Source organism: Vibrio sp. PNB23_22_6, assembly GCF_052877535.1.
On record NZ_JBNFXP010000023.1, the window covers coordinates 1 to 19,433 of the forward strand.

The following is a 19,433-nucleotide window of genomic DNA, read 5'->3' on the forward strand; positions in this document are numbered from 1 at the left end:
GATACCAAGGTATCTAATTGGATTATCATCAACGAGTGCCCACACAGATTGATAGGTCTATATTGTTAAAGAGCTTTTCTAATCAACTTGGCGCTTCTGCGCTTCGTGGTTAGGGGTGCGTACTTTACGCTTCCCGTTTTGAGAGTCAAGCGTTTTTTCAAACTTCTTTTCTCCCTTTCCAACTCGTCGTGTTACTTTCGTCTCACTCCGTGTCGGTGGATGCGCAGTATAGGGAACTGAGAAATGAACACAACCTTTTTTCGAAAAAAAACAATTCAACCGCTCACTTATCCATCAAACACGTTGTATCTGCATATTTCTTCGTCACATTTGAGACATGTCACAGCAATTGGTTGGAAAAAAACCAACCATATACGTAAGATCCATGTGTCTATTTTGTTAATAGGCAACTTACTTAATTCTTATCTATATGTAGTAATTAAAATGACTTCTAAAAAAAATCTGATCTTATGTGCCGGGTTAGCGGTCGTTGGGGGAGTTGTCTTCTCTCAATTGGCTATTTCGCCAGCCTTCAGCTTCGTTATTGGTGTCGCCGCTACTGCTTTTCTATTTTCACTTTCTAGCAAGACACCTGTTATTCAACCTTCGAATACCGATCCTTCTACTAAAACGCTGTATGTCGGTAACCTGCCTTATAAAGCAAATGAGAGTCACGTGCGTGATTTATTTGCGCAATATGGTCAAGTCTACGCTGTGCGCTTAATGAAAGATAAGCGCACAGGCAAAAGAAGAGGGTTTGGTTTTGTCGTAATGGCAGCAGAGGATGCTGAACCAGCCATCGCTAAACTAAATGAAAAAGAATATATGGAACGAACATTGAAAGTTCGAATTGCTAACGATCCAAAACACCAGGATGGCGATAAACCTGAACAGGATTAAATCCTAGTTTCGCCAAACAAACGTTCAGTGCATCTTCTTCCCAAGGAGGTGCACTGGCATAAATCTTCTTAGCCCCCTCTTCTTTACTTTCTTCTATTTCCTGATTGAATAATAACGCTTTCACTCGACGAGCAATCGCTTCACCAGAGTCAATCAGAGTCACTTCACCATCTAACGCTTGATGAATTTCTTCTTTCATCAATGGGAAGTGTGTACAACCTAGCACGGCGACATCAACTTTATCTCGCAAGGGCGAAAGGATCGTCTTTAATTCATTCATCGAGATCGACTGACCACGCAGCTTTTCTTCTGCCATATCAACCAAACGCGTAGAGCCAAGGAGTTCTACCGGTTTACCTTGTGCAAAATCACGAATCAATTCATGTGTGTACTGGCGGGTGACGGTTGCCGGTGTTGCAATAAGCCCAACCCCTTGAGATGCAAGTAAGGAAGCAGGCTTGATCGCTGGCACGACACCGACGACAGGTATGGATAAGCTTTCACGTAACGAGGGAAGCACAATAGTACTCGCGGTATTGCACGCGATGACCACAATATCTACCTGATGATCTTCAACTAATGCTGACACCAGTTGATTAACACGTGATATCAAGACATCCTGATCAAGCTCACCGTATGGGTAAGCTTCATTGTCGAACAAATACAAGTAATCCATGTGTGGCAGAAGTCGGTGGATTTCTTGAAAGACAGATAGCCCTCCGACACCGGAATCAAACACTAGGACTTTTTTCTTACTTGATGCTCGCACGAGTCTTACCTGCAAATTAGAGACCCGGCGATCATACTGGTTAGATTTGGTTTGGCAATGCTTTAACTGGGTATCTTTGATAGCGGCATTACGCCTCAGTCCCACTCCAAGCTTAGTTAATGCAATATGTCTTTGAAATAAACAAGACCGCCTATACGGCGGCCTTAACTCCTCAAGCGCTATTAAAAGCGATAGTCTGCTGAGACAAAGTACTGACGCCCCGGAGTCGCGTAGCCCGAATACATCTCGTAATCCTTATCGAATGCATTGCTCAGTTTCGCATTAATATCCCAACTTTGGTTTACAGCGTAAGAAGCAGTGAAGATCCATAGACTATAACTAGGGAGTCTATTGCCATTATAGAAGCGCTCACCTTGGTACAGATACTGCGAACCCAGCGTCCATTGGTCAAATGTTGCGTAAGCATTCCACTTAGCACCGCGTTTTGAACGGTAAGCTAATTGAGTGTCTTCTGCTCCGGACTTATCGATAGGATCTTTGTAATCGAGATAGAACTCGTGAGAAACAACATCCGTGTCGAACTTCACTTCTAGCTCAACCCCTTTGATTTCTGCTTCGCCGACATTTTGCATGCCCGCACCTTCCCAAATCAGCATATTCTCAATTTGGTTGTAGTAACCCGTTACCGTCCAATCAACAATGGATGCCGCGCCAGATAGAGAGATCTCCGTATTTTCTGACTCTTCTGGTTTTAAGTTTGGCATTTCAGAACCTGGGTAGTACAAGTCAACAAAGCTTGGGGCGCGAAAAGCGGTGCCGTGACTCAAGGTCAGCTCGTAACCTTCGTAAACTTTCCAACTAGCAGCCGTTTGCCATGTGGTGTTGTTACCAAACTGATTGTTTTCGTCATTACGTACACTTGCTTCTAGCGTCCATACGTCAAATACATACTGAGCAATAGCGCTAACACCAAAGTTGGTTCTTGGGTTCTTGTCTGGTGCGTAGTATTGTGCTGGTCCCCAATCACTTGGTGCAATGTAGCCTTTTGCGAGCTTCTCAGTGCGATAGTCCAAGCTACCACCAACGCTTAGCTCATCATTCACACTGTACGAGTTAAGCCAAAAAGCATTGAATTGCTCAATGGCAACATGATCACCCGTCGACTTACTTTGGCCGGACTTGTGGTCAAAGTTGTCTTGTTGACCGTAAGCCAACTTCAATTCAGATGAATAAACGTCTTTGTTATATTCTAACGACAAATCTGCGCCAACATATTCTACTTCACCCGTTTTCTTTTCGTGCTTATCGACAGTGTCCCAATCTGGGTTTCCATAGTTACTATTGTCGTAGTCATATTCATTGTTATATGCCGTCACACCAACGTAACCTGTCACATTCTCAAAGAAGTTCTGCTGATAGCCCAATTTAAAGTTAAAAGACTCAAAGCCGTGCTCATCACCGTCATTAACGCTCGGCAATGGCTTAACATTAAAACCATCCGTTTTCTCGTAACCTAGAACTCCTTTGATGTGCTTGTCTTCACCAATTGGCTTGGAAACAACAAAGGTGCCTTGGGTATGGTTATCAGAACCGTAGCCAGCGGATACTTTACTCGCATCACTATCAATATTTGCACGAGTAATAATGTTGATAACGCCAGAAATCGCTTCTGAACCGTAGATAGAAGCGCGAGCACCACGGATATAGTCGATGCGTTCAATGGCGTTAATTGGAAACTGGTTAAAGTCCACACCACCCATTATTGCTCTTGGCATACGCACACCATCGACTAGCACAAGGACCTGGGATAAACTGCCGCCCCGAACATAAAGTGAAGCACTTTGTCCACGACCACCATACTGCGCGACTTCAACACTAGGTAAAGTCCGGAATACATCCACCAAGCTTTGCGCTTGCAGACGCTCAATGTCTTCTTTGGTAACGGTCACCGTTTGTGCCAGTACCGCACCATCAATTTGTGTGAATCGGTTTGCCGTCACCACAACGGTTTCATCGGCCGTTGTTACTTGAGCATGTAAATAAGAGGTAGGTGAAAACAGCGATACACACGTGATCGCAAGAAGGGTTTTTCTCATTATGTTATCCTAAATCGCGTAATTCCTACCGAGCCCTACTGTTTAAGTAGTCCAATGCTGTGGCTCGGGTGCTGGCAGGTATTCGGACTTAAGAGCAAGGCTTACGCCACCTACTTACTCGACTTCCCACACAAACTAATGCAGTGTCTTGATGAGCGTTCGTTCTCTTTTACCGCTGCGCGTCAGTTCTGGATTTTCACCAGATTCCCATTTCAGCCATCTAGATTGCTAGATAACACCAGCTTGGGCAAATACTATTAAGCTATTGATTATTTGTCTAGCCAAGAATCCCCATCAAATTACTTATACTCTCGTTCATTTCTCGATCTACCGACGCAAAGCACACTATCTTTAAATCAATTGAGGTACAAAACTGGACATACTGTTGAGATTGAATAAAATCTGCGCTCTAAAATTGAATGCACCATAAAAGGTAAGATCATGGCTACTCTTGATGTAAACCCACAACGCTACCAAGAACAACTGGCTGAAAAAGTCGAACGTTTGACAAATATGTTCGCGCCATACAACGTGCCAGAACTTGAAGTGTTTGAATCCCCAGAGCAGCACTACCGTATGCGTGCTGAGTTCCGCGTTTGGCATGAGGGTGAAGATCTTTACTACATCATGTTTGACCAAGAAACTCGTGAAAAATACCGCGTTGACCAATTCCCTGCGGCAAGTCGTCTGATCAATGATTTGATGCCACTATTGGTTGAAGCAATGAAAGACAACGAATCACTACGCCGCAAATTGTTCCAAGTGGATTTCCTATCGACGTTGAGTGGCGAGGTTTTGGTTTCTTTGCTTTACCACCGTCAACTTGATGATGAATGGATTGAAAACGCAAAAGCACTGAAGCAACGTCTAAATGATGAAGGCTTTAACCTGAACATCATCGGTCGTGCGCGAAAAATGAAAGTCGTTCTTGACCGCGATTACGTCATTGAGAAGCTCGATGTAAACGGAAAAAGTTACATCTACCAGCAAGTTGAAAACAGCTTCACGCAGCCAAACGGAAAAGTGGCAGAAAAAATGCTGGAATGGGCGGTTGACTGTACTCAAGAGAGCACCGGTGATCTACTAGAGCTTTATTGTGGTAACGGTAACTTCTCTTTAGCACTGGCACAGAACTTCGACCGCGTTTTAGCCACTGAGCTAGCGAAACCATCGGTGGTTTCTGCGCAATACAACATCGCAGCGAACAAGATTGATAACGTACAAATCTTAAGACTATCAGCAGAAGAGTTTACGCAAGCCATCGAAGGTAAGCGTGAATTCCGCCGCCTACAAGATGCGGGTGTGGACCTGAAGAGCTACAACTGCAATACGATTTTTGTCGACCCGCCACGCTCAGGTATGGATGTAGACACGTGTAAAATGGTGCAAGGTTACGGACGCATTATGTACATCTCTTGCAACCCTGAGACACTAAAAGAGAACCTGGACATTCTATGTGAAACACATAACGTAACGCGTTTTGCTTTGTTTGATCAATTCCCTTACACGCACCACATGGAAGCAGGCGTACTGCTAGAGCGCATAAAATAAGGCTTCTCTAGCTTTTAGATTATAGCAAAAATAGCTCTGGGTACGGCCTGGGGTACGGGGGCAATAAAAACACTAAAAATAGAAAACGAGCTCATTTCAAAAAGCTCTAGGTGTTCATATCAAAGCCACCAGCAATATTGGTGGCTTTGTGCTAGAGCTACACTGAAGTAGTACCATGCAACATAGTATTGCGATGCACAAACAACAGCTCGCCCTCGTTACTCTCTAGTTCTGAAGGTGCAATTCATCCTTCTTCATTAATTGGTTACTTGGGAAATGCTTTATAACTCTCTGGAGTTAGGTCGAAGTGTTTATCCACAGGTCCCTGCAAAGCATAGAAGCTCGCCTTACTTGAACTATTTTTAAGAGCATAGACGCGATATATCCAGTACTGTTCACCCTTTTCTCTAGAAACCTCCACTTCATTTCTCGATATGAAAAAGGCAGTCCCCTTTGACTGTTTAGTAGTCTTAACCTCGATGTACTTCTCAACGCCATACTCATCAAAAGACAAAACATCATAACCATCACCGTCAGATCTTACGGCAACATGTTCAACCCTCTTTGCTAAGTCGATTAATCCAAGGTCAGTTAATCTCCGAATTTCATGCTCGAGAACTAACTCTTCTCCCGCTAAACCTAGATTTCTGTTTCGTTCATCTCGCTCTGCCCAATTAGTCTTTTTAGTACCCGTGGGTTTACCATGCTTCGCAGTAGCCTTAATTGAGCTTGTAGGGGCACTAGTTTCATTGAGAATGGTTCTTGAAACATCAATAGGTTTATCTTCGGGATCAATGCCAGGTGCCCATTCGTACAAGTCAGACAACGTATCACTAGCCGGATTTTGATGCTCCAACACTTCAAAAATCACCTCAACAGGAATGTCTTTTCTATCAACAGGGTAATTATGTTTTACATACCCTAGCTGGCCGACATACGTGAATGGTTGTGATTTACTTTTAATCTTTTCGTGAACACGAGCGAAAAGTACAACTGGCTCCCCATCAATGATCATCATCATATGAGGTGTGTCTGGTGTGTTTTTGTTTTGAGACTCCCATTGAAACATACTACCGCCAAGGAAAAACTTATCGTTGTACTTGTGCTCAAGCTCTTTGCGTTCTTTCTCCAGAGTAACAAACAACACAACACAATTGCTAAATCTAGTTGGCCCTGGGATGTCACGAGCGTGATTAGGAACCCAAACACCTGCACGCTTAAATGCTTCTAACTTAGTGTACGGCCTCCCAACCACAAAGCTAGAGTAATCAAACATTTCGTTTTCACGCCTAGGATTCGCCCCCTCTTTATCAACAGTTTCAAAGCCAAGGTCTCGGAGTATCCGAAAGCAGCTACTCTTTTCACCACCCGAAAAGTGTTCTGGGAGAATGTCTACGCCATAATAATCTGACAGTGCTATGCCTAGTATGGCCTTTGGTGGGTACCTTTTAGCATCAACGATCACATCGAAATTTGTAGAGTCTTTAAAAGAGCTTGTCTCTTCATTCGCAGTGTCGAGCTTCGTGGCAGCTTGTTGAATGTGCTGTTCTGAAAGAGGTTCTGCAATTTCCCTCAGCCCTTGAATTCGCTTAGATTTATCTGATATTAGAATTCGAGTTCCAAGTTTCGTTATCAGTTCAGCCAAAATAGTACCCTCTTTACTAGATGTGCATTGAGTTCATTATGTCATCCTTTTTAAATGCCTGACATTGACTACCCACCCAAGAATCGAACGAAATCTATCTGTCTGTTTCCATAAAAATCGAAACTGGCTTCTACTGCCCTCTGATATAGAAATACTATGTGTTAGAAAGTGCAAGAATTTAAAGCCCACAAATCCGAAACCATCCGTCGTAACTCGTAATTGTCGGATAGGCGGCACCTGTTGCCAGGTGCCTCCCTCCTCAGAACCGTACGTGCAACTTTCACTGCATACGGCTCAAGCCTCCACAAAGGCACCGTTAAGCACCCAGTAACAAAATTACCTTTGCGATACACACTCAAAGCTTTAAAACTGCCCCAATGACCACTTAACAAATAAGAAACCACGGTTCGTTGTCAGAAGACGCACTGATTTCATTCGAAATCATCATTTGCTTTTCTTCTTTAATAAAGTTCTTCAAGCTATCTCGCAACGGGAGACCAGTTAGAAGTCAGCTCGCTTTCGCGCCAGGTATATACCTGTATCCTCTTCATTACAAAGGGGCATTCGCTTTCTCTAACCTCCTTTACCTGCATACCTATCGGCATCCCTCACAGGCTGCTTTCCCATAGGGAGGTATACAGGCTTACCCTGTTCCGTATGTTGCGTAAAATGTCAACTTAGATGCCCACTATAGTGCGAAGAGTACGCTGATCACGAAAGAGTAATGTCCAATCTCTTTCCGACTCTCATTGCCGTTTTGGCTACAGCGTATTAACCACTTCCGCTGCTTCATCGTATAACGCACCTTACATGAATTCACATTACATTCATCATATTGACTCCCTAGCACTCACCCGAAGTGTGGTTCTCAGGAGGAACATCCTCTCACGATTCCGTTCCCACACAGCCTAGCGGCTGAGTTTCGTTACATTGTCGGATCCGCTGCTTTATTCAGGATCCTAGGGTCATCTGGTGATACAGATGGTTCACTCTTATCATGGTGAACAACGTTTCATACGACTTCAGGTCGCACGGACAGGAACGAGTTAGGGCAGTCCAAAACGATTCCGAATTGTCTATATAATTGACGGCGATTTAAAGGGAACCGGTACGCAGGTCATCTACAGCTCGTCTACAAACGATGCTGAAGAACAACCCGGAGTAGATAGAACAGAGACTTGATATTGCGCACTTGAGAAACATCCACAAGTACTATTAGCTGGTATGGTCGTTTCGCTCTCAAGTACGTAAAAAGTAACCGAAATCAACTTACCCTTACTCCCTTAACAAATCTCTACCCTTGTGATTTATTGGAAGTAACTTACCTGATATATTCAACTGCATACTTATTATGAATCAAAGGTATTCGATGAACTTCCAAGCTGAGCCCGTGACCATAAATGCGCTCTTATCAGTGAGTAAACAGTATTTCATTCCTCGATATCAAAGAGAGTTTTCTTGGACGAAAGAAAACATAGATGAACTTTGGTCAGATCTAGTGAACTCAATCAACACTACTGGTGAAGAATATCAGTGCGAAGAGTATTTTATCGGTACTCTAGTTTTAGCTGGTCGAGATGATAGTTTCGAGGTAGAAGTTGTCGACGGGCAACAACGCCTAACTGTAATAACAATGTTTATTTCTGCGTTGTGTCGAGCTTTGAATAGCGCAGGTGGTGTTCGTGCCGCTCAATCAACTTTTGAGACCTATATCAAAGGGTCAGACCGAAGAGGTCAAGAGTTTGCAAAATTAGACAAACGTTCAACAACAGACTTTTATCAGTTGTTAGTTCAAGATCTTGAGCCACACGACTGTAGCCCACAATCTGAGGAAGATAAGCTCGTAAAAAGCGCTTTTGATCAAATAAATAAACTGGTAGGTAAAGCTTCATTAAAGAAAGTTTTTAGTCTAACTGGCAATGTGAACAATGAGAAATACATCGAACTACTCAACGTTTTAATTGACTTAATCGTAGATCATTTAAAAGTGATTAGAGTAAACGTACTCAACAGTGATGACGCCTACACAATTTTTGAAATTCTAAATGCTCGAGGAATCAACTTAAGCCCTGTTGATCTAATAAAAAACAAGGTGCTTCAAGAATGGGGGACTACTTACCCTATTGATTTCGCAAAAGATAAATGGAATGGAATTGTTAGAAACCTATCATCTAGGGATGTATCCGTAGGACTCGAGGAATATACGATTCATCATTGGACAACAAACTTTGCATATACCAGTAAGCGTAATCTATACAAAGCATTTAAAAAACAATGGGATGCTGGAAACCTAACTGCTGAAGATTACCTGAAAGAGCTATATGATGATAGCCAAAACTACATCAAGATTATTTCCCCTCTTGCTACTGACTGGCCTCAAGCAGATCAAGCTGCAATTTATAATTCTCTCTCTGCCTTAAGAATATTCAACGTTAGTATTATGCGTTCTTTCCTTCTTTCTCTATTTAAGGCTCGCTCAAGGGGTGTAATAAGACAAAACCAATTAATTGAGACCTTAAAGAAGATAGAAAATTTCCATTTCATGTTTAACTCTATTTGTAGCTTGCGCCCATCAGGCATAGAAGGCTTGTACGCTAAGTCAGCTCGGAGCTTATCAAATGCACAAAACGCCAGAGATGCAAGAGAGATAATTAATGAACTGCTGACCAAATTAGATCTAAAGAAACCGACTCAAGAAAACTTCACGGATAAATTTTCTAAATTGCAGTTTGTAAATGGAAATACTGCTCATAAAAAACTTATTCAATACGTATTTGTCAAGCTGGAGCGCTCTTTGCGGAATAATAATGAGTTCGAGCCAAGCGATCTATCACTTGAACACATAATGAGCCAGTCAACAACCGGAGTCAGTAACGACATTATTGGCTCGATTGGTAACTTGTTACCATTGGGTCAAGGGTTGAATAGCAATGCTAATGTGAGAGACTTTCCCGCCAAAAAACGGGTTTATCAACAATCAGACTATCGTGTTGTCTCTGACTTCTTAGCAACAAATACTCAAGATACATGGACAGAAGATGACATAGTAGCTCGCACAGAAGCTCTTGCAGCTCTTGCTTACAACACTGTTTGGAGCAATTAGTATTTCCTTCCATTATCTAATGCTACTGAAAAGACGAGTTACTTTTATGCAACTCGTCCTTCCCTAAGTTTCAGACGTATAGTAAGGCCTGAGATCGCAGTTTGCCATTAATAAGCCTATTGCACTTGCTAACTCGGAATGGGGCAGAAGTGCTTTAGAGTAGTAGCACTAAGGCGTAGTAGCACTAAGGCGTGTAGCACTAAGGCGCTCTTGTCCCATAAGGAGTTGAAATAAAACTCAATTCAGGCTGAGCCTCTGTATCAAGTTGAAACTATCAACTTACGTTTCGAATCAGTAAATGGGTAGCACACTTGCCATTACTGGTCATTATTCTGTGACCAGATGGTACATAATAACTAACTTATAAACGAAAATCACACCTTAGCTGCATTGAATCCAGATTAGGAATTGGTTCTTTTGTATGCCTCAAATCACATTTGCCACTTGTTTTATAGCTCATTGGTTTATATTTGGCACAATCTAGCCTACATTCATGCAACATTACTCATTAAAATATAAGGGATTATATGAATAAGTCTATGTTGGTTGGTGTCTCTGCTCTCTTTCTTGCGTTAGCTCCTAAAATCGCAGCGGCAAGTGATTACGCCGATAATTATGATGATATGTATTTTGGGATTGGAGGTTCTTTCCTCAATATCGATGTTGATGCTGCATACTATGATAACGGGTCAACTTTCTCCGGAAGCGGGAATATAGATGGTGCTGGAATAATAGGTGCGTTTGCTGGGTATCAGTTTAACCCGTGGATCTCTGGTGAAGTGAGAGGTTATTTTGGAGCAAGTGATGGTGACTTTGCAGGTATAGATGTTGAAGTTAGTAAGTTCTTCGCTGTTTACGCTAAGCCAACGTTGCCGATTCACGAGTACTTCTCCCTTTATGGGTTATTCGGTTATGGCGTTGGAACATTAAAGTCTCTTGGTGAAAGTGATTCAGAAAGCGACTTCACATATGGTGCAGGCATCGAAGTCGGAAAAGGTACTAACGTAAAATTACAAATCGAATACGCCGTTTTCCACGATGAAGATTACTCGTACCGCTATTCCGACACTGAACGCTTGTCTTACAACGTAAAAGTAAGCGGTGTAAACGCTAACATAGTTTGGTATTTTTAATTATGAACTCAAAGGTGTCCCCTTTGGGATGCTTTTAAGCTCAACAATACCAGTAATTTAACGCTTGTTGTGCGCACTGGGTACATTGGGTAATCAAGAGGCTGAGACATCAGCCTCTTTTTCGTTGCTCTAGCGTTCTAGCAAACCTTAGGGCACTTCTGAGTTACGATGTGCCAACTTTAAAAGCTCTGGACAGAACTTCTCAGCTTGCTGTCCCAAATCCTCACCTCACTTATTCCAGTGCCTTTTAACAGTAGCAATACCCAGGTTAAGCACTTCCGCAACTTTCGACTGCGACAAACCTTCAGCCTTCTTTGCTTGAACAGAGGTTGTGGTGGCATGAGCTGCTGGTCTACCAAGCTTTTTACCCTCTACTTTAGCTCGATCTAGTCCTTCCTTGGTTCGCTCCCTGATTCGATTTCGCTCAAATTCAGCAAACGCCGAGAACATTTGCAGCATCAACTTACCTTCAGCACTCGACAAATCTGCTACAGGTAAGTCCAAACAAACGACTTTAATGCCCCTCTCCCCTAACATAGTGATCGTCTTTTGAACATCTATGTTATCCCGTCCCAGTCGGTCTAGCTTTAAAACCACCAACATGTCACCCGGCTCAAGTTGGTGTTCCACCAGCATTTTGAACTTCTGTCGCTTCATCGCCTCGACTGAACCAGATACCGTTTCGGACACAACCCGTGATTCAATAACATCGTACCCGCGCTGCCTAATAGCTATGATCTGATTTTCTGTTGATTGCTCGGTTGTCGATACTCGACAGTACGAAAACAAACGCATTGACTTTTCCTTACTTAAATTAGAATCAAATAACCTAGTATCAATAAACATTAGTATCATTTAATTCTTTTGCTATTTTTTTGATGCCAACAACAACATAAAAAAGCTGGTATCAACATACGAATGTTTTTTGATACCAGCTTTACAACTGCTTAACTAAATTCCCTGCTCTCTAGCCGCAGCTAACAATCTTTTTAAGAGATCTGCATCAGCTGCATCGGGTTCTGGTTTCGGTTCTGCTAACTTACGTAGTAGCTCGGCTTGCTTATAATCGGGTACGTCACCATAGCTGTAAAAGCTGGTCAGTACACTTTCATGTCCTAAGTTTTGGCTCCATGCCTTGAACTCTTCAGGTGTTCGGCAAAGCCGCTCACCCAATCGCACCAAAGTATTTCGGAAACTGTGAGGATTAAAGTAAGGCAACCCAGCAGCTTCAAAAGCTTGTGCAAAAGCTTTGCGGATTGGGCTCGCATTGCTCCAGTGCTCTTCAAGTAAACCAACAGCTTCAAACTGCTGGTTAGCGTTATGTGCTAACTTGGTTTTAGGAAACAATGGCGAATTTTGATTGAAACCTAGATCCTGTACCAAGTAATCAACCCATTCAGTCAAAATCCTTAGTGGCAGCTCCCCAACAGGAAAAAAGTATGTTGTGAATGTTTTGCTGAACTTTGTATTCACATCCCTTGCATCCTGATAAAAGCTTTTTTCAACAAGATCAATATGCTTTATCTTTGCTGAAGCAACCGCTCCGTCTCTTGCTCCTGTTAGGATAACGAATGCCATTAAAGCTCTATCACGCATTTCAATGGCCGTCGAGCAATGTATAGCCTCCAAGGTTTGTTTGACCTGCTCTATCGTAGCAACATTTCTCTTACGCTTTGCGTTAGCGATACGCGTATCTTTTTCCGATAAGTTGAAATATTCAATATCACTGTAATTGATTTTTGCTCGGTATCCTTTCTGAGTAACCAAATATTGGAAGAACGCCTTCAAGTGACGAATTGCTGTCAACACAGTTGCCTTACTTAATATTTCACCTGTTGCAATGGACTTTTTGCCGAGAAGGTACTTCTTAAACCCAATAGCGTGCTTCGCCCTAAACTTCTTGAAATCAATATAACCAGTATATTCCTCAAAGCGATTAACTGACTTAAGAACACCATCTATGGTTGAGTCATCTAAGCGCTTAGCTTCCTTTAAATACTTAGTAAACTCATAGATAATTCGTGCATTATTTGTACGATTACTTTTCATCACTAAAAACTCCATTGAAAGGACAATTTAAGAGGTTTTGCCCTCTTAGGATTAAGTGTTTTTCAGCTATCGGTAATTTACCCTTGAGTTCAAGCCAAATATCATTCACATTGCGCCACGAAACATACTTGTTCATTCGGCACCCGCACTCTTCACACAATCCTGTCATGTGAGCCATCCCTGCTGGTTTTGCAATAAAAAGCACCGACTCAATACTTGGCTTCATTGGTTGTTTACATCGAAAACAGCACATCTCATGCTCTTCACAATCAAACATCACAGCTTTGCGCTTTTGCTTTAAGTAGACTTTCAAATCTGCACCATGAATTAAAAGCGGACGCTTTTCATCAGCGATAGGTAAGCCTACCTTAAGCCAATTACGAACAGTCTTCGGATGAACCCCCAATGTGTTACTGGCATCAATAACGGTATAGTTACGATTGCTTTTTATGTGATTAGCGTAATTACGTCTAGTCATTGTCAACCGCCTTAGATGCAGCAATGCACGCACCAAGCCACTGCTCGACATCAGCTTCTAACCAACCAACAGCACGTGCTCCTAGTGAAATGGATTTTGGAAACAATCCTTTCGACATACGTAAATATATTGTGCTTCGTGATAAACCAGTTCTCTGCTTTACTTCAGGTAACCGTATGATTGTATTAGACATTAAAGTCTCTCCTTGTTCATAAATAGAATGAGCAAAGATTAAGTGGGCGATTTGGGCGTTTAAAGCCCTAGATATGAGGGGGGAGAGAATCGTAAGATATTGATAAAATTGAGGTTAAAAAAGTGACAAAATCACCCAAGCAAAAGCAACCAGACAAAAAAACCAAATAAATCAGACAATTAGATTGAAATTTTGGGCGAAAAAATTTTCACCCAACTTTATTCTAAATTTGAATATTTTTTCTAATCGTATCCACACTTCTGCCTTCAGCTATTGGCAATTTTGCAATTTGCTCTGCTATCCACGTTTTGGATTTATTCGGGTGCTTCTTTTTTAGTTCTCTCGCTTTCTTTTGCCAAGCTGAATATCTGGCTTGAGTTTTGTTTTTCCTTCTTGTTTGTTTATCATTATTTCTCGTATAAGCTCTCCGAGCTGGCTGCTTAGCTTCCTGTGGTGCAATGTCTGAACCTACATCAAGTGATCGAAGCAACCTCTTGATCTCACTTGTTTTGATCACTAATTGCACATCATTTTCTTCTAAGCTCCTTGAGTCTTCAAAGAATGCCAATGAATCATCAGGCAGATTCGTGAGATAAGAAAAAAGTTCTAGAGCCTGTATTTCATCTTCCGATAACTCCTCCCAACACTCTTCGACAAAAGACATGAATTGATCAACAGTGAGATCTCGCTGGTCTGCCCAAAACTCTAAGCCACTAGCTATATCATCCTGTATTTCATTGATTTTCTGTTGAGATTTAGTTATCAACCGGCAAAAAATCTCTCCTTGTTTAAGATAAAATCCCCATATATCAGTTAATAATGGTTTGAGACCATTTACTTCATTTTGATATAAATGCTCAACTCTTCGCGATTCTTCACCAAGCATGGCCAAGTCCCACATACCATCAACTATATGAGCTTTATTATCGAATACGAACTGCCTATCAGAGCTTATTGGAAGTGAATTATCGTCGGTCACATAATCAAAATATGACGTTTCTAATGCTTCGCCTGTTGTTAATTCGGTTTTAAATTCAACCAAATCGCCATCTTCACACTCAAAGATTTGCCCCTTCAATGCATAAGCTTGGTTAATAAGTCGAACCGAAAGTGTTAATTGCCTATCAGCAATTAATTGATAAAGAGTCGCCAACGAAACGGGCTCTTCAAGTTCGTTAGACAAATAGGCAGTGGTTTCATTAAGTGTGAAAAAGTTCTTTATTTTTAGAATGTTACTCATAATTAAATTTAAATAAAATTGAACTACATCTATGCAGGTTTTATCATTGATAGAGGAACCACATTTGCAATGCCTAGCTCTTTCAGTTTATCTCCCCACGCTTCCAACACCACAAGTTGCTCATTTAAGTAATCATGATGGTTATAGACTCTGAGCATACCAGGTAATTGATGACCGACTACCTTCTCAATCGCCACGATATCTAACCCCATTTCGCTGCAACGGCTGATAAAAGTGCGGCGTAAATCGTGTGGTGAAAAGCTTTCAAAGTCATCCGGTAGATTACGTTTGATCAAGGCACGTACCGCAGCGGGTTCTTGAAGTTTATCGGCAAGAAGCTGGGGCCAAACTAACTTCCACTTGCTTGGCACGCTTTCACGCTGCTCTCGTAACTGCTCAAGAAGGTAGTTGCTTAAAGGGACTTTCCGAACGTCTAGACTCTTAGTGTGCCTATCCTCTGAACTGGCAGGTAACCGCCAAATCCCTTTATCCAAATCTAGCTCACTCCAGCGCATTTCAAGCACAGCGCTAATCCTTTGCCCACATCCGAGCAAAAAGCGCATTAGACGGATATTTGCGGGATTTGTACGCCAGTCATTTAGGCTAGTTAACAAAATCTTTAACTCAGCAAAACTTAGATTGCGCTTAGTTACTTTGGAACCACCACCAACGTCTTTTGCTTTCAGCTGTGGAGCCGGATGTCTATCAAGCATGTTTAGCGCCAAAGCGTGGTTAATTACTTGATTGATGATTTTATGGCAAACACCGATGGCTCCAGCCATACGTTGTCCATCCTTATCAACCTTGGCATCAAACACTTTATTAAGATCATAAATGCTCAACTCTTCTAGTTTGATATGACCAAGAAACGGTTTGATATCTCTCGTGTAGATTACCCTTGCCTGCTCTCCTCGTAGCTGCTTAGACAAACGCTTTTCATCAAAGCTAGTAAAAGCACTATGAAAAGTTTTCGCTTCCTCTTGCTCACGCTGCTCCCGAACCAGTTCCTGTTTTGGATTCTTATTGTTTGCGAGCCAACTGCGGTAGCGCCCAGCTTCTGTTCGAGCCTGCTCAAGTGTCATCCCCGTTTCTGGTTTCAACTTGACATATCGCCCCATGGTGATTTTTTCGTGCTTTTTACCTAGCTGAAAACGAAAGATCCAAGTCATCGTGCCTGTTGGTCGAACACGAATATTCAATCCTTCAATTTTCTTATCTGGAATTGAGAATTCTTTTTCTTGTGGCTTCAATGATTGCAACGTGGCATTGGTACTTATTCGCTTGGTCATAGCTGACAAAATCTCTGCATTTCTGGGTACGGCTCTGGGTACGGCGTGGGGTACGGGAAAAGCCGGGTTCTCATTGTACGTGTAGAGACATTCTAGGACAACGCGCAATAAAAAAACCAGCGAAAACAGACAACTAAATTAAAAAAATAAATCTTATGAGACACTACAGGATTTATAGTTCCATTTACGCACCACATGGAAGCAGGTGTTCTGCTTGAGCGTAAAGCGTAATCCACCAGCATCAGGCATAAAAAAAGCGAGCTCAGTAGCTCGCTTTTTTATTGGATTCGATTTGCTTATTCTACCGCGTTTTTCTTGTTCATAAAGCCCAGTTTCTTACCGATCCAAGCCAATAAGATCAGAGAAACCAGGATAGCAAAGAAGTTCGAGCCTGCTTCTGGGTATTGCGCTTTGATAAACGCAGAGTGACCAAAAGCTCCCACAAAGAAACATGCTAGCCCCACGAGCGGGATATCTTCTGATACCGGATTGTTAAGATATTCTTGGTACAGCGCTTGTACCGCCAACACAAGAGCAATCAAAGGAAAGATGGAGAACGACACTTCACTCATGGTCAACCATGACAACAAAGCATCACCACATATACCTGCAACCAGCGCCAAAATCAGCGTTTTCTTTTCAGATTTATTTCCATTCGACATTATTCTATCCCGCCTTTTAATCGGTTACGTTCACGTTCTTTGCGATACCAATAGGCCCCTTTGGCTATCATTCGCAATTGCATGATCAATCGCTCGGCGAGTTCATCGCGTTCACGTCGATCTAAATCTAAAGCTTCTGCACCAGAGCTAAATACCAAGGTCACCGATGCCTCTGCTTGAGTAAACGCCTCTTCCCTAGTCATTCCAGTGCTCATTAAATACTCTGTTAATTCTGCCGCAAAATGCTGAATTTCTCGAGCGACGGCAGTACGAAATTCAGAAGAAGTGCCAGAGCGCTCACGCAGCAATAAGCGGAAAACGTTAGGACTACTTGCAATGAATTCCATGAAGGTTTCAACCGAAGTTCGAATTACACTGCCTTCTTTGACAATACGCTGGCGTGCCTGTCGCATCAGTTGGCGTAATAGCAAACCACCTTCATCAACCATGGTTAAGCCTAGCTCATCCATATCTTTGAAGTGCCGATAAAAAGAAGTGGGTGCAATCCCCGCTTCTCGAGCGACTTCTCGCAAGCTGAGATTGGAAAAACTACGATCCGCACTTAATTGATTAAATGCCGCATCGATCAGCGAGCGACGTGTTTTTTCTTTTTGTTGTGCACGGATTCCCATTGATTTCATTCTTAAACTGGCTCTTCTTTTCATTCGGGTACGAGAGTGTCAATATAACGCATATCCCCCCTACGTATAAAGCGACGTTATCTCGGTTCAAATTGACCAAAGCGAGCCTCGAACACGTTACTACTGGCTTATATCCGAATGCAATCTTCCCTACTCAATTTGTAGACATACCGCATAGCAAATAGTTATTTTATTCATTTCTGCGTGATCACTTCCACTCTCTAGCAGCCATTACATACCACCTACTGTGTAAATGAGTTAACATCCCGCAACAGCAATGTTACGCAAATATAACAAGGAAACCATCATGGCGCATGCTAATCACTATGACGTGATCGTAATTGGTAGTGGTCCCGGGGGAGAAGGGGCGGCAATGGGTTTAACCAAAGCAGGACTGAATGTCGCCATTGTAGAAAAAGAAAGTAGCGTGGGTGGCGGATGCACGCACTGGGGAACCATACCTTCGAAAGCATTGCGCCATGCCGTTAGTCGTATTATTGAGTTCAACAACAACCCATTATTTTGTCGTAATAACACAAGTATTCATGCCACATTTTCTGACATTTTAGGCCATGCAAAATCGGTCATCGACAAGCAAACTCGACTTCGCCAGGGCTTTTATGATCGTAACTCGTGCACGTTATTGTTTGGTACAGCACGCTTTATCGATAATAATTCGATTGCATTGATGCAAAGCGATGGTACGGAAGAAATCTTCTCTGCTGATAAATTTGTTATCGCGACAGGTTCTCGCCCTTACCAACCGAACAACGTCGACTTCTTACATGAGCGTATTTACGACAGCGATTCTATCCTGAGTTTGAAGCACGATCCTCGCCACATCATCATTTACGGCGCAGGGGTAATTGGTTGTGAGTACGCATCAATCTTCCGTGGACTTGGCGTAAAGACCGACCTGATTAACACTCGTGATCGCCTGCTCTCCTTCCTTGATAACGAAGTCTCCGATGCGCTTTCTTACCACTTCTGGAACAGTGGCGTTGTGATTCGCAATGATGAAACCTTTGAGAAAATAGAAGGCACCGAGGATGGGGTTATCGTCCATCTACAGTCCGGTAAAAAAATGAAGGCAGATTGCCTACTGTATGCCAATGGTCGTACGGGCAACACGGACAAACTGAACCTTGCGGTCGTTGGGCTTGAAGCCGACTCTCGCGGTCAGCTTAAAGTCGATGATAACTACCGTACCGATATCGAGCACATCTACGCCGTAGGTGATGTGATTGGCTATCCTAGTCTAGCCAGTGCTGCGTATGACCAAGGTCGTTTCGTGGCACAAGCCATCACCAAAGGACAAGCCGACGGCAATCTGATTGATGATATCCCGACGGGTATCTACACCATTCCAGAAATCAGCTCAGTAGGTAAAACCGAGCAAGAACTGACTGCGGCGAAAGTGCCTTACGAAGTGGGACGCTCTTCATTCAAGCATCTAGCTCGTGCACAGATTGCAGGTAAAGACATCGGCAGCTTGAAGATCCTCTTCCATCGCGAAACCAAAGAGATTCTTGGTATTCACTGCTTTGGTGAGCGCGCTGCGGAAATCATCCACATCGGTCAGGCCATCATGGAGCAAAAAGGCGAAGCCAATACGATTGAATACTTCGTCAATACCACTTTCAACTACCCGACCATGGCAGAAGCGTATCGCGTAGCCGCACTGAACGGATTGAACCGATTATTCTAATTCAATTGGGTTGCC

The 19,433-nt window shown here is 42.6% G+C and carries 16 protein-coding genes and 1 riboswitch; of the genes, 5 read left to right on the forward strand and 11 right to left on the reverse strand.

Going from position 1 to position 19,433, the window contains the following annotated elements:
• Positions 1-444 precede the first annotated feature (444 nt).
• Positions 445-900, forward strand: coding sequence for an RNA recognition motif domain-containing protein (locus ACVA54_RS15885; RefSeq protein ID WP_099080968.1), 456 nt, complete (start codon positions 445-447; stop codon positions 898-900).
• On the opposite strand, the gene murI is transcribed toward ACVA54_RS15885, so the two are convergent.
• Entirely contained in the window at positions 854-1,669 is an 816-nt protein-coding gene (gene murI, locus ACVA54_RS15890) for a glutamate racemase (RefSeq protein ID WP_099080967.1), read from the reverse strand. The genes ACVA54_RS15885 and murI overlap by 47 nt on opposite strands.
• 182 nt (positions 1,670-1,851) lie before the next feature.
• Complete coding sequence (locus ACVA54_RS15895; RefSeq protein ID WP_446581630.1) at positions 1,852-3,726, reverse strand: TonB-dependent receptor domain-containing protein; 1,875 nt, start codon at positions 3,724-3,726, stop codon at positions 1,852-1,854.
• A gap of 56 nt (positions 3,727-3,782) precedes the next feature.
• A riboswitch (cobalamin riboswitch) is annotated at positions 3,783-3,984 on the reverse strand.
• A 183-nt stretch (positions 3,985-4,167) separates the two neighbouring features.
• Here ACVA54_RS15895 and trmA point away from each other — a divergent pair.
• On the forward strand, positions 4,168-5,277 hold the full coding sequence (trmA, locus tag ACVA54_RS15900) for a tRNA (uridine(54)-C5)-methyltransferase TrmA (RefSeq protein ID WP_446620083.1): 1,110 nt from the start codon (positions 4,168-4,170) through the stop codon (positions 5,275-5,277).
• Between the two features lie 265 nt (positions 5,278-5,542).
• On the opposite strand, the gene ACVA54_RS15905 is transcribed toward trmA, so the two are convergent.
• Positions 5,543-6,922, reverse strand: a complete 1,380-nt coding sequence (locus tag ACVA54_RS15905) for a DUF3427 domain-containing protein (RefSeq protein WP_446620084.1) — start codon at positions 6,920-6,922, stop codon at positions 5,543-5,545.
• A gap of 1,369 nt (positions 6,923-8,291) precedes the next feature.
• Between ACVA54_RS15905 and ACVA54_RS15910 the strand changes: the two genes are divergently transcribed.
• Together ACVA54_RS15910 and ACVA54_RS15915 are read left to right on the forward strand one after the other, a co-directional pair.
• A complete protein-coding gene (locus ACVA54_RS15910) occupies positions 8,292-10,025 on the forward strand; it encodes a DUF262 domain-containing protein (RefSeq protein WP_446649743.1) in 1,734 nt (577 codons plus the stop codon).
• Positions 10,026-10,552: 527 nt separating this feature from the next.
• Positions 10,553-11,158, forward strand: a complete 606-nt coding sequence (locus tag ACVA54_RS15915) for a porin family protein (RefSeq protein ID WP_446649744.1) — start codon at positions 10,553-10,555, stop codon at positions 11,156-11,158.
• A gap of 228 nt (positions 11,159-11,386) precedes the next feature.
• Here the strand turns inward: ACVA54_RS15915 and ACVA54_RS15920 are convergent, their stop codons facing one another.
• From ACVA54_RS15920 to fabR, 8 genes are all read right to left on the reverse strand, one after another.
• The gene (locus ACVA54_RS15920; protein WP_446649751.1) at positions 11,387-11,953 is read right to left on the reverse strand and encodes a recombinase family protein; all 567 of its coding nucleotides are present in this window, start codon (positions 11,951-11,953) and stop codon (positions 11,387-11,389) included.
• A gap of 156 nt (positions 11,954-12,109) precedes the next feature.
• The gene (locus ACVA54_RS15925) at positions 12,110-13,207 is read right to left on the reverse strand and encodes a tyrosine-type recombinase/integrase (protein WP_446649745.1); all 1,098 of its coding nucleotides are present in this window, start codon (positions 13,205-13,207) and stop codon (positions 12,110-12,112) included.
• Complete coding sequence (locus ACVA54_RS15930) at positions 13,197-13,685, reverse strand: helix-turn-helix domain-containing protein (protein WP_446649746.1); 489 nt, start codon at positions 13,683-13,685, stop codon at positions 13,197-13,199. Before ACVA54_RS15930 ends, ACVA54_RS15925 begins: the two co-directional genes overlap by 11 nt.
• Positions 13,678-13,878: a helix-turn-helix transcriptional regulator gene (locus ACVA54_RS15935; RefSeq protein WP_446620089.1), complete on the reverse strand. Its 201-nt coding sequence runs from the start codon at positions 13,876-13,878 to the stop codon at positions 13,678-13,680. The genes ACVA54_RS15930 and ACVA54_RS15935 overlap by 8 nt, the downstream gene beginning before the upstream one ends.
• A gap of 223 nt (positions 13,879-14,101) precedes the next feature.
• The gene (locus tag ACVA54_RS15940) at positions 14,102-15,118 is read right to left on the reverse strand and encodes a hypothetical protein (protein ID WP_446649747.1); all 1,017 of its coding nucleotides are present in this window, start codon (positions 15,116-15,118) and stop codon (positions 14,102-14,104) included.
• Between the two features lie 29 nt (positions 15,119-15,147).
• Positions 15,148-16,407 (reverse strand): tyrosine-type recombinase/integrase, encoded by a 1,260-nt coding sequence (locus ACVA54_RS15945; protein WP_446649748.1) that lies wholly within the window; start codon positions 16,405-16,407, stop codon positions 15,148-15,150.
• Positions 16,408-16,703: 296 nt separating this feature from the next.
• Positions 16,704-17,069: a YijD family membrane protein gene (locus ACVA54_RS15950; RefSeq protein WP_099080964.1), complete on the reverse strand. Its 366-nt coding sequence runs from the start codon at positions 17,067-17,069 to the stop codon at positions 16,704-16,706.
• Positions 17,069-17,710 (reverse strand): HTH-type transcriptional repressor FabR, encoded by a 642-nt coding sequence (fabR, locus tag ACVA54_RS15955; protein WP_099080963.1) that lies wholly within the window; start codon positions 17,708-17,710, stop codon positions 17,069-17,071. Before fabR ends, ACVA54_RS15950 begins: the two co-directional genes overlap by 1 nt.
• Before the next feature lie 277 nt (positions 17,711-17,987).
• On the opposite strand from fabR, the gene sthA reads away from it, so the two are divergent.
• On the forward strand, positions 17,988-19,418 hold the full coding sequence (sthA, locus tag ACVA54_RS15960; RefSeq protein ID WP_099080962.1) for a Si-specific NAD(P)(+) transhydrogenase: 1,431 nt from the start codon (positions 17,988-17,990) through the stop codon (positions 19,416-19,418).
• The last annotated feature ends 15 nt before the right edge of the window (positions 19,419-19,433 follow it).

Bases quoted from the DNA above. Each gene is read 5' to 3' on its own strand.
- sthA (WP_099080962.1), top strand. From the start codon at position 17,988: ATGTTACGCAAATATAACAAGGAAACCATCATGGCGCATGCTAATCAC.
- ACVA54_RS15945 (WP_446649748.1), bottom strand. From the start codon at position 16,407: ATGACCAAGCGAATAAGTACCAATGCCACGTTGCAATCATTGAAGCCA.
- ACVA54_RS15940 (WP_446649747.1), bottom strand. From the start codon at position 15,118: ATGAGTAACATTCTAAAAATAAAGAACTTTTTCACACTTAATGAAACC.
- trmA (WP_446620083.1), top strand. From the start codon at position 4,168: ATGGCTACTCTTGATGTAAACCCACAACGCTACCAAGAACAACTGGCT.
- ACVA54_RS15930 (WP_446649746.1), bottom strand. From the start codon at position 13,685: ATGACTAGACGTAATTACGCTAATCACATAAAAAGCAATCGTAACTAT.
- ACVA54_RS15910 (WP_446649743.1), top strand. From the start codon at position 8,292: ATGAACTTCCAAGCTGAGCCCGTGACCATAAATGCGCTCTTATCAGTG.
- ACVA54_RS15925 (WP_446649745.1), bottom strand. From the start codon at position 13,207: ATGAAAAGTAATCGTACAAATAATGCACGAATTATCTATGAGTTTACT.
- ACVA54_RS15935 (WP_446620089.1), bottom strand. From the start codon at position 13,878: ATGTCTAATACAATCATACGGTTACCTGAAGTAAAGCAGAGAACTGGT.
- ACVA54_RS15915 (WP_446649744.1), top strand. From the start codon at position 10,553: ATGAATAAGTCTATGTTGGTTGGTGTCTCTGCTCTCTTTCTTGCGTTA.
- ACVA54_RS15950 (WP_099080964.1), bottom strand. From the start codon at position 17,069: ATGTCGAATGGAAATAAATCTGAAAAGAAAACGCTGATTTTGGCGCTG.
- ACVA54_RS15920 (WP_446649751.1), bottom strand. From the start codon at position 11,953: ATGCGTTTGTTTTCGTACTGTCGAGTATCGACAACCGAGCAATCAACA.
- fabR (WP_099080963.1), bottom strand. From the start codon at position 17,710: ATGAAATCAATGGGAATCCGTGCACAACAAAAAGAAAAAACACGTCGC.
- ACVA54_RS15895 (WP_446581630.1), bottom strand. From the start codon at position 3,726: ATGAGAAAAACCCTTCTTGCGATCACGTGTGTATCGCTGTTTTCACCT.
- ACVA54_RS15885 (WP_099080968.1), top strand. From the start codon at position 445: ATGACTTCTAAAAAAAATCTGATCTTATGTGCCGGGTTAGCGGTCGTT.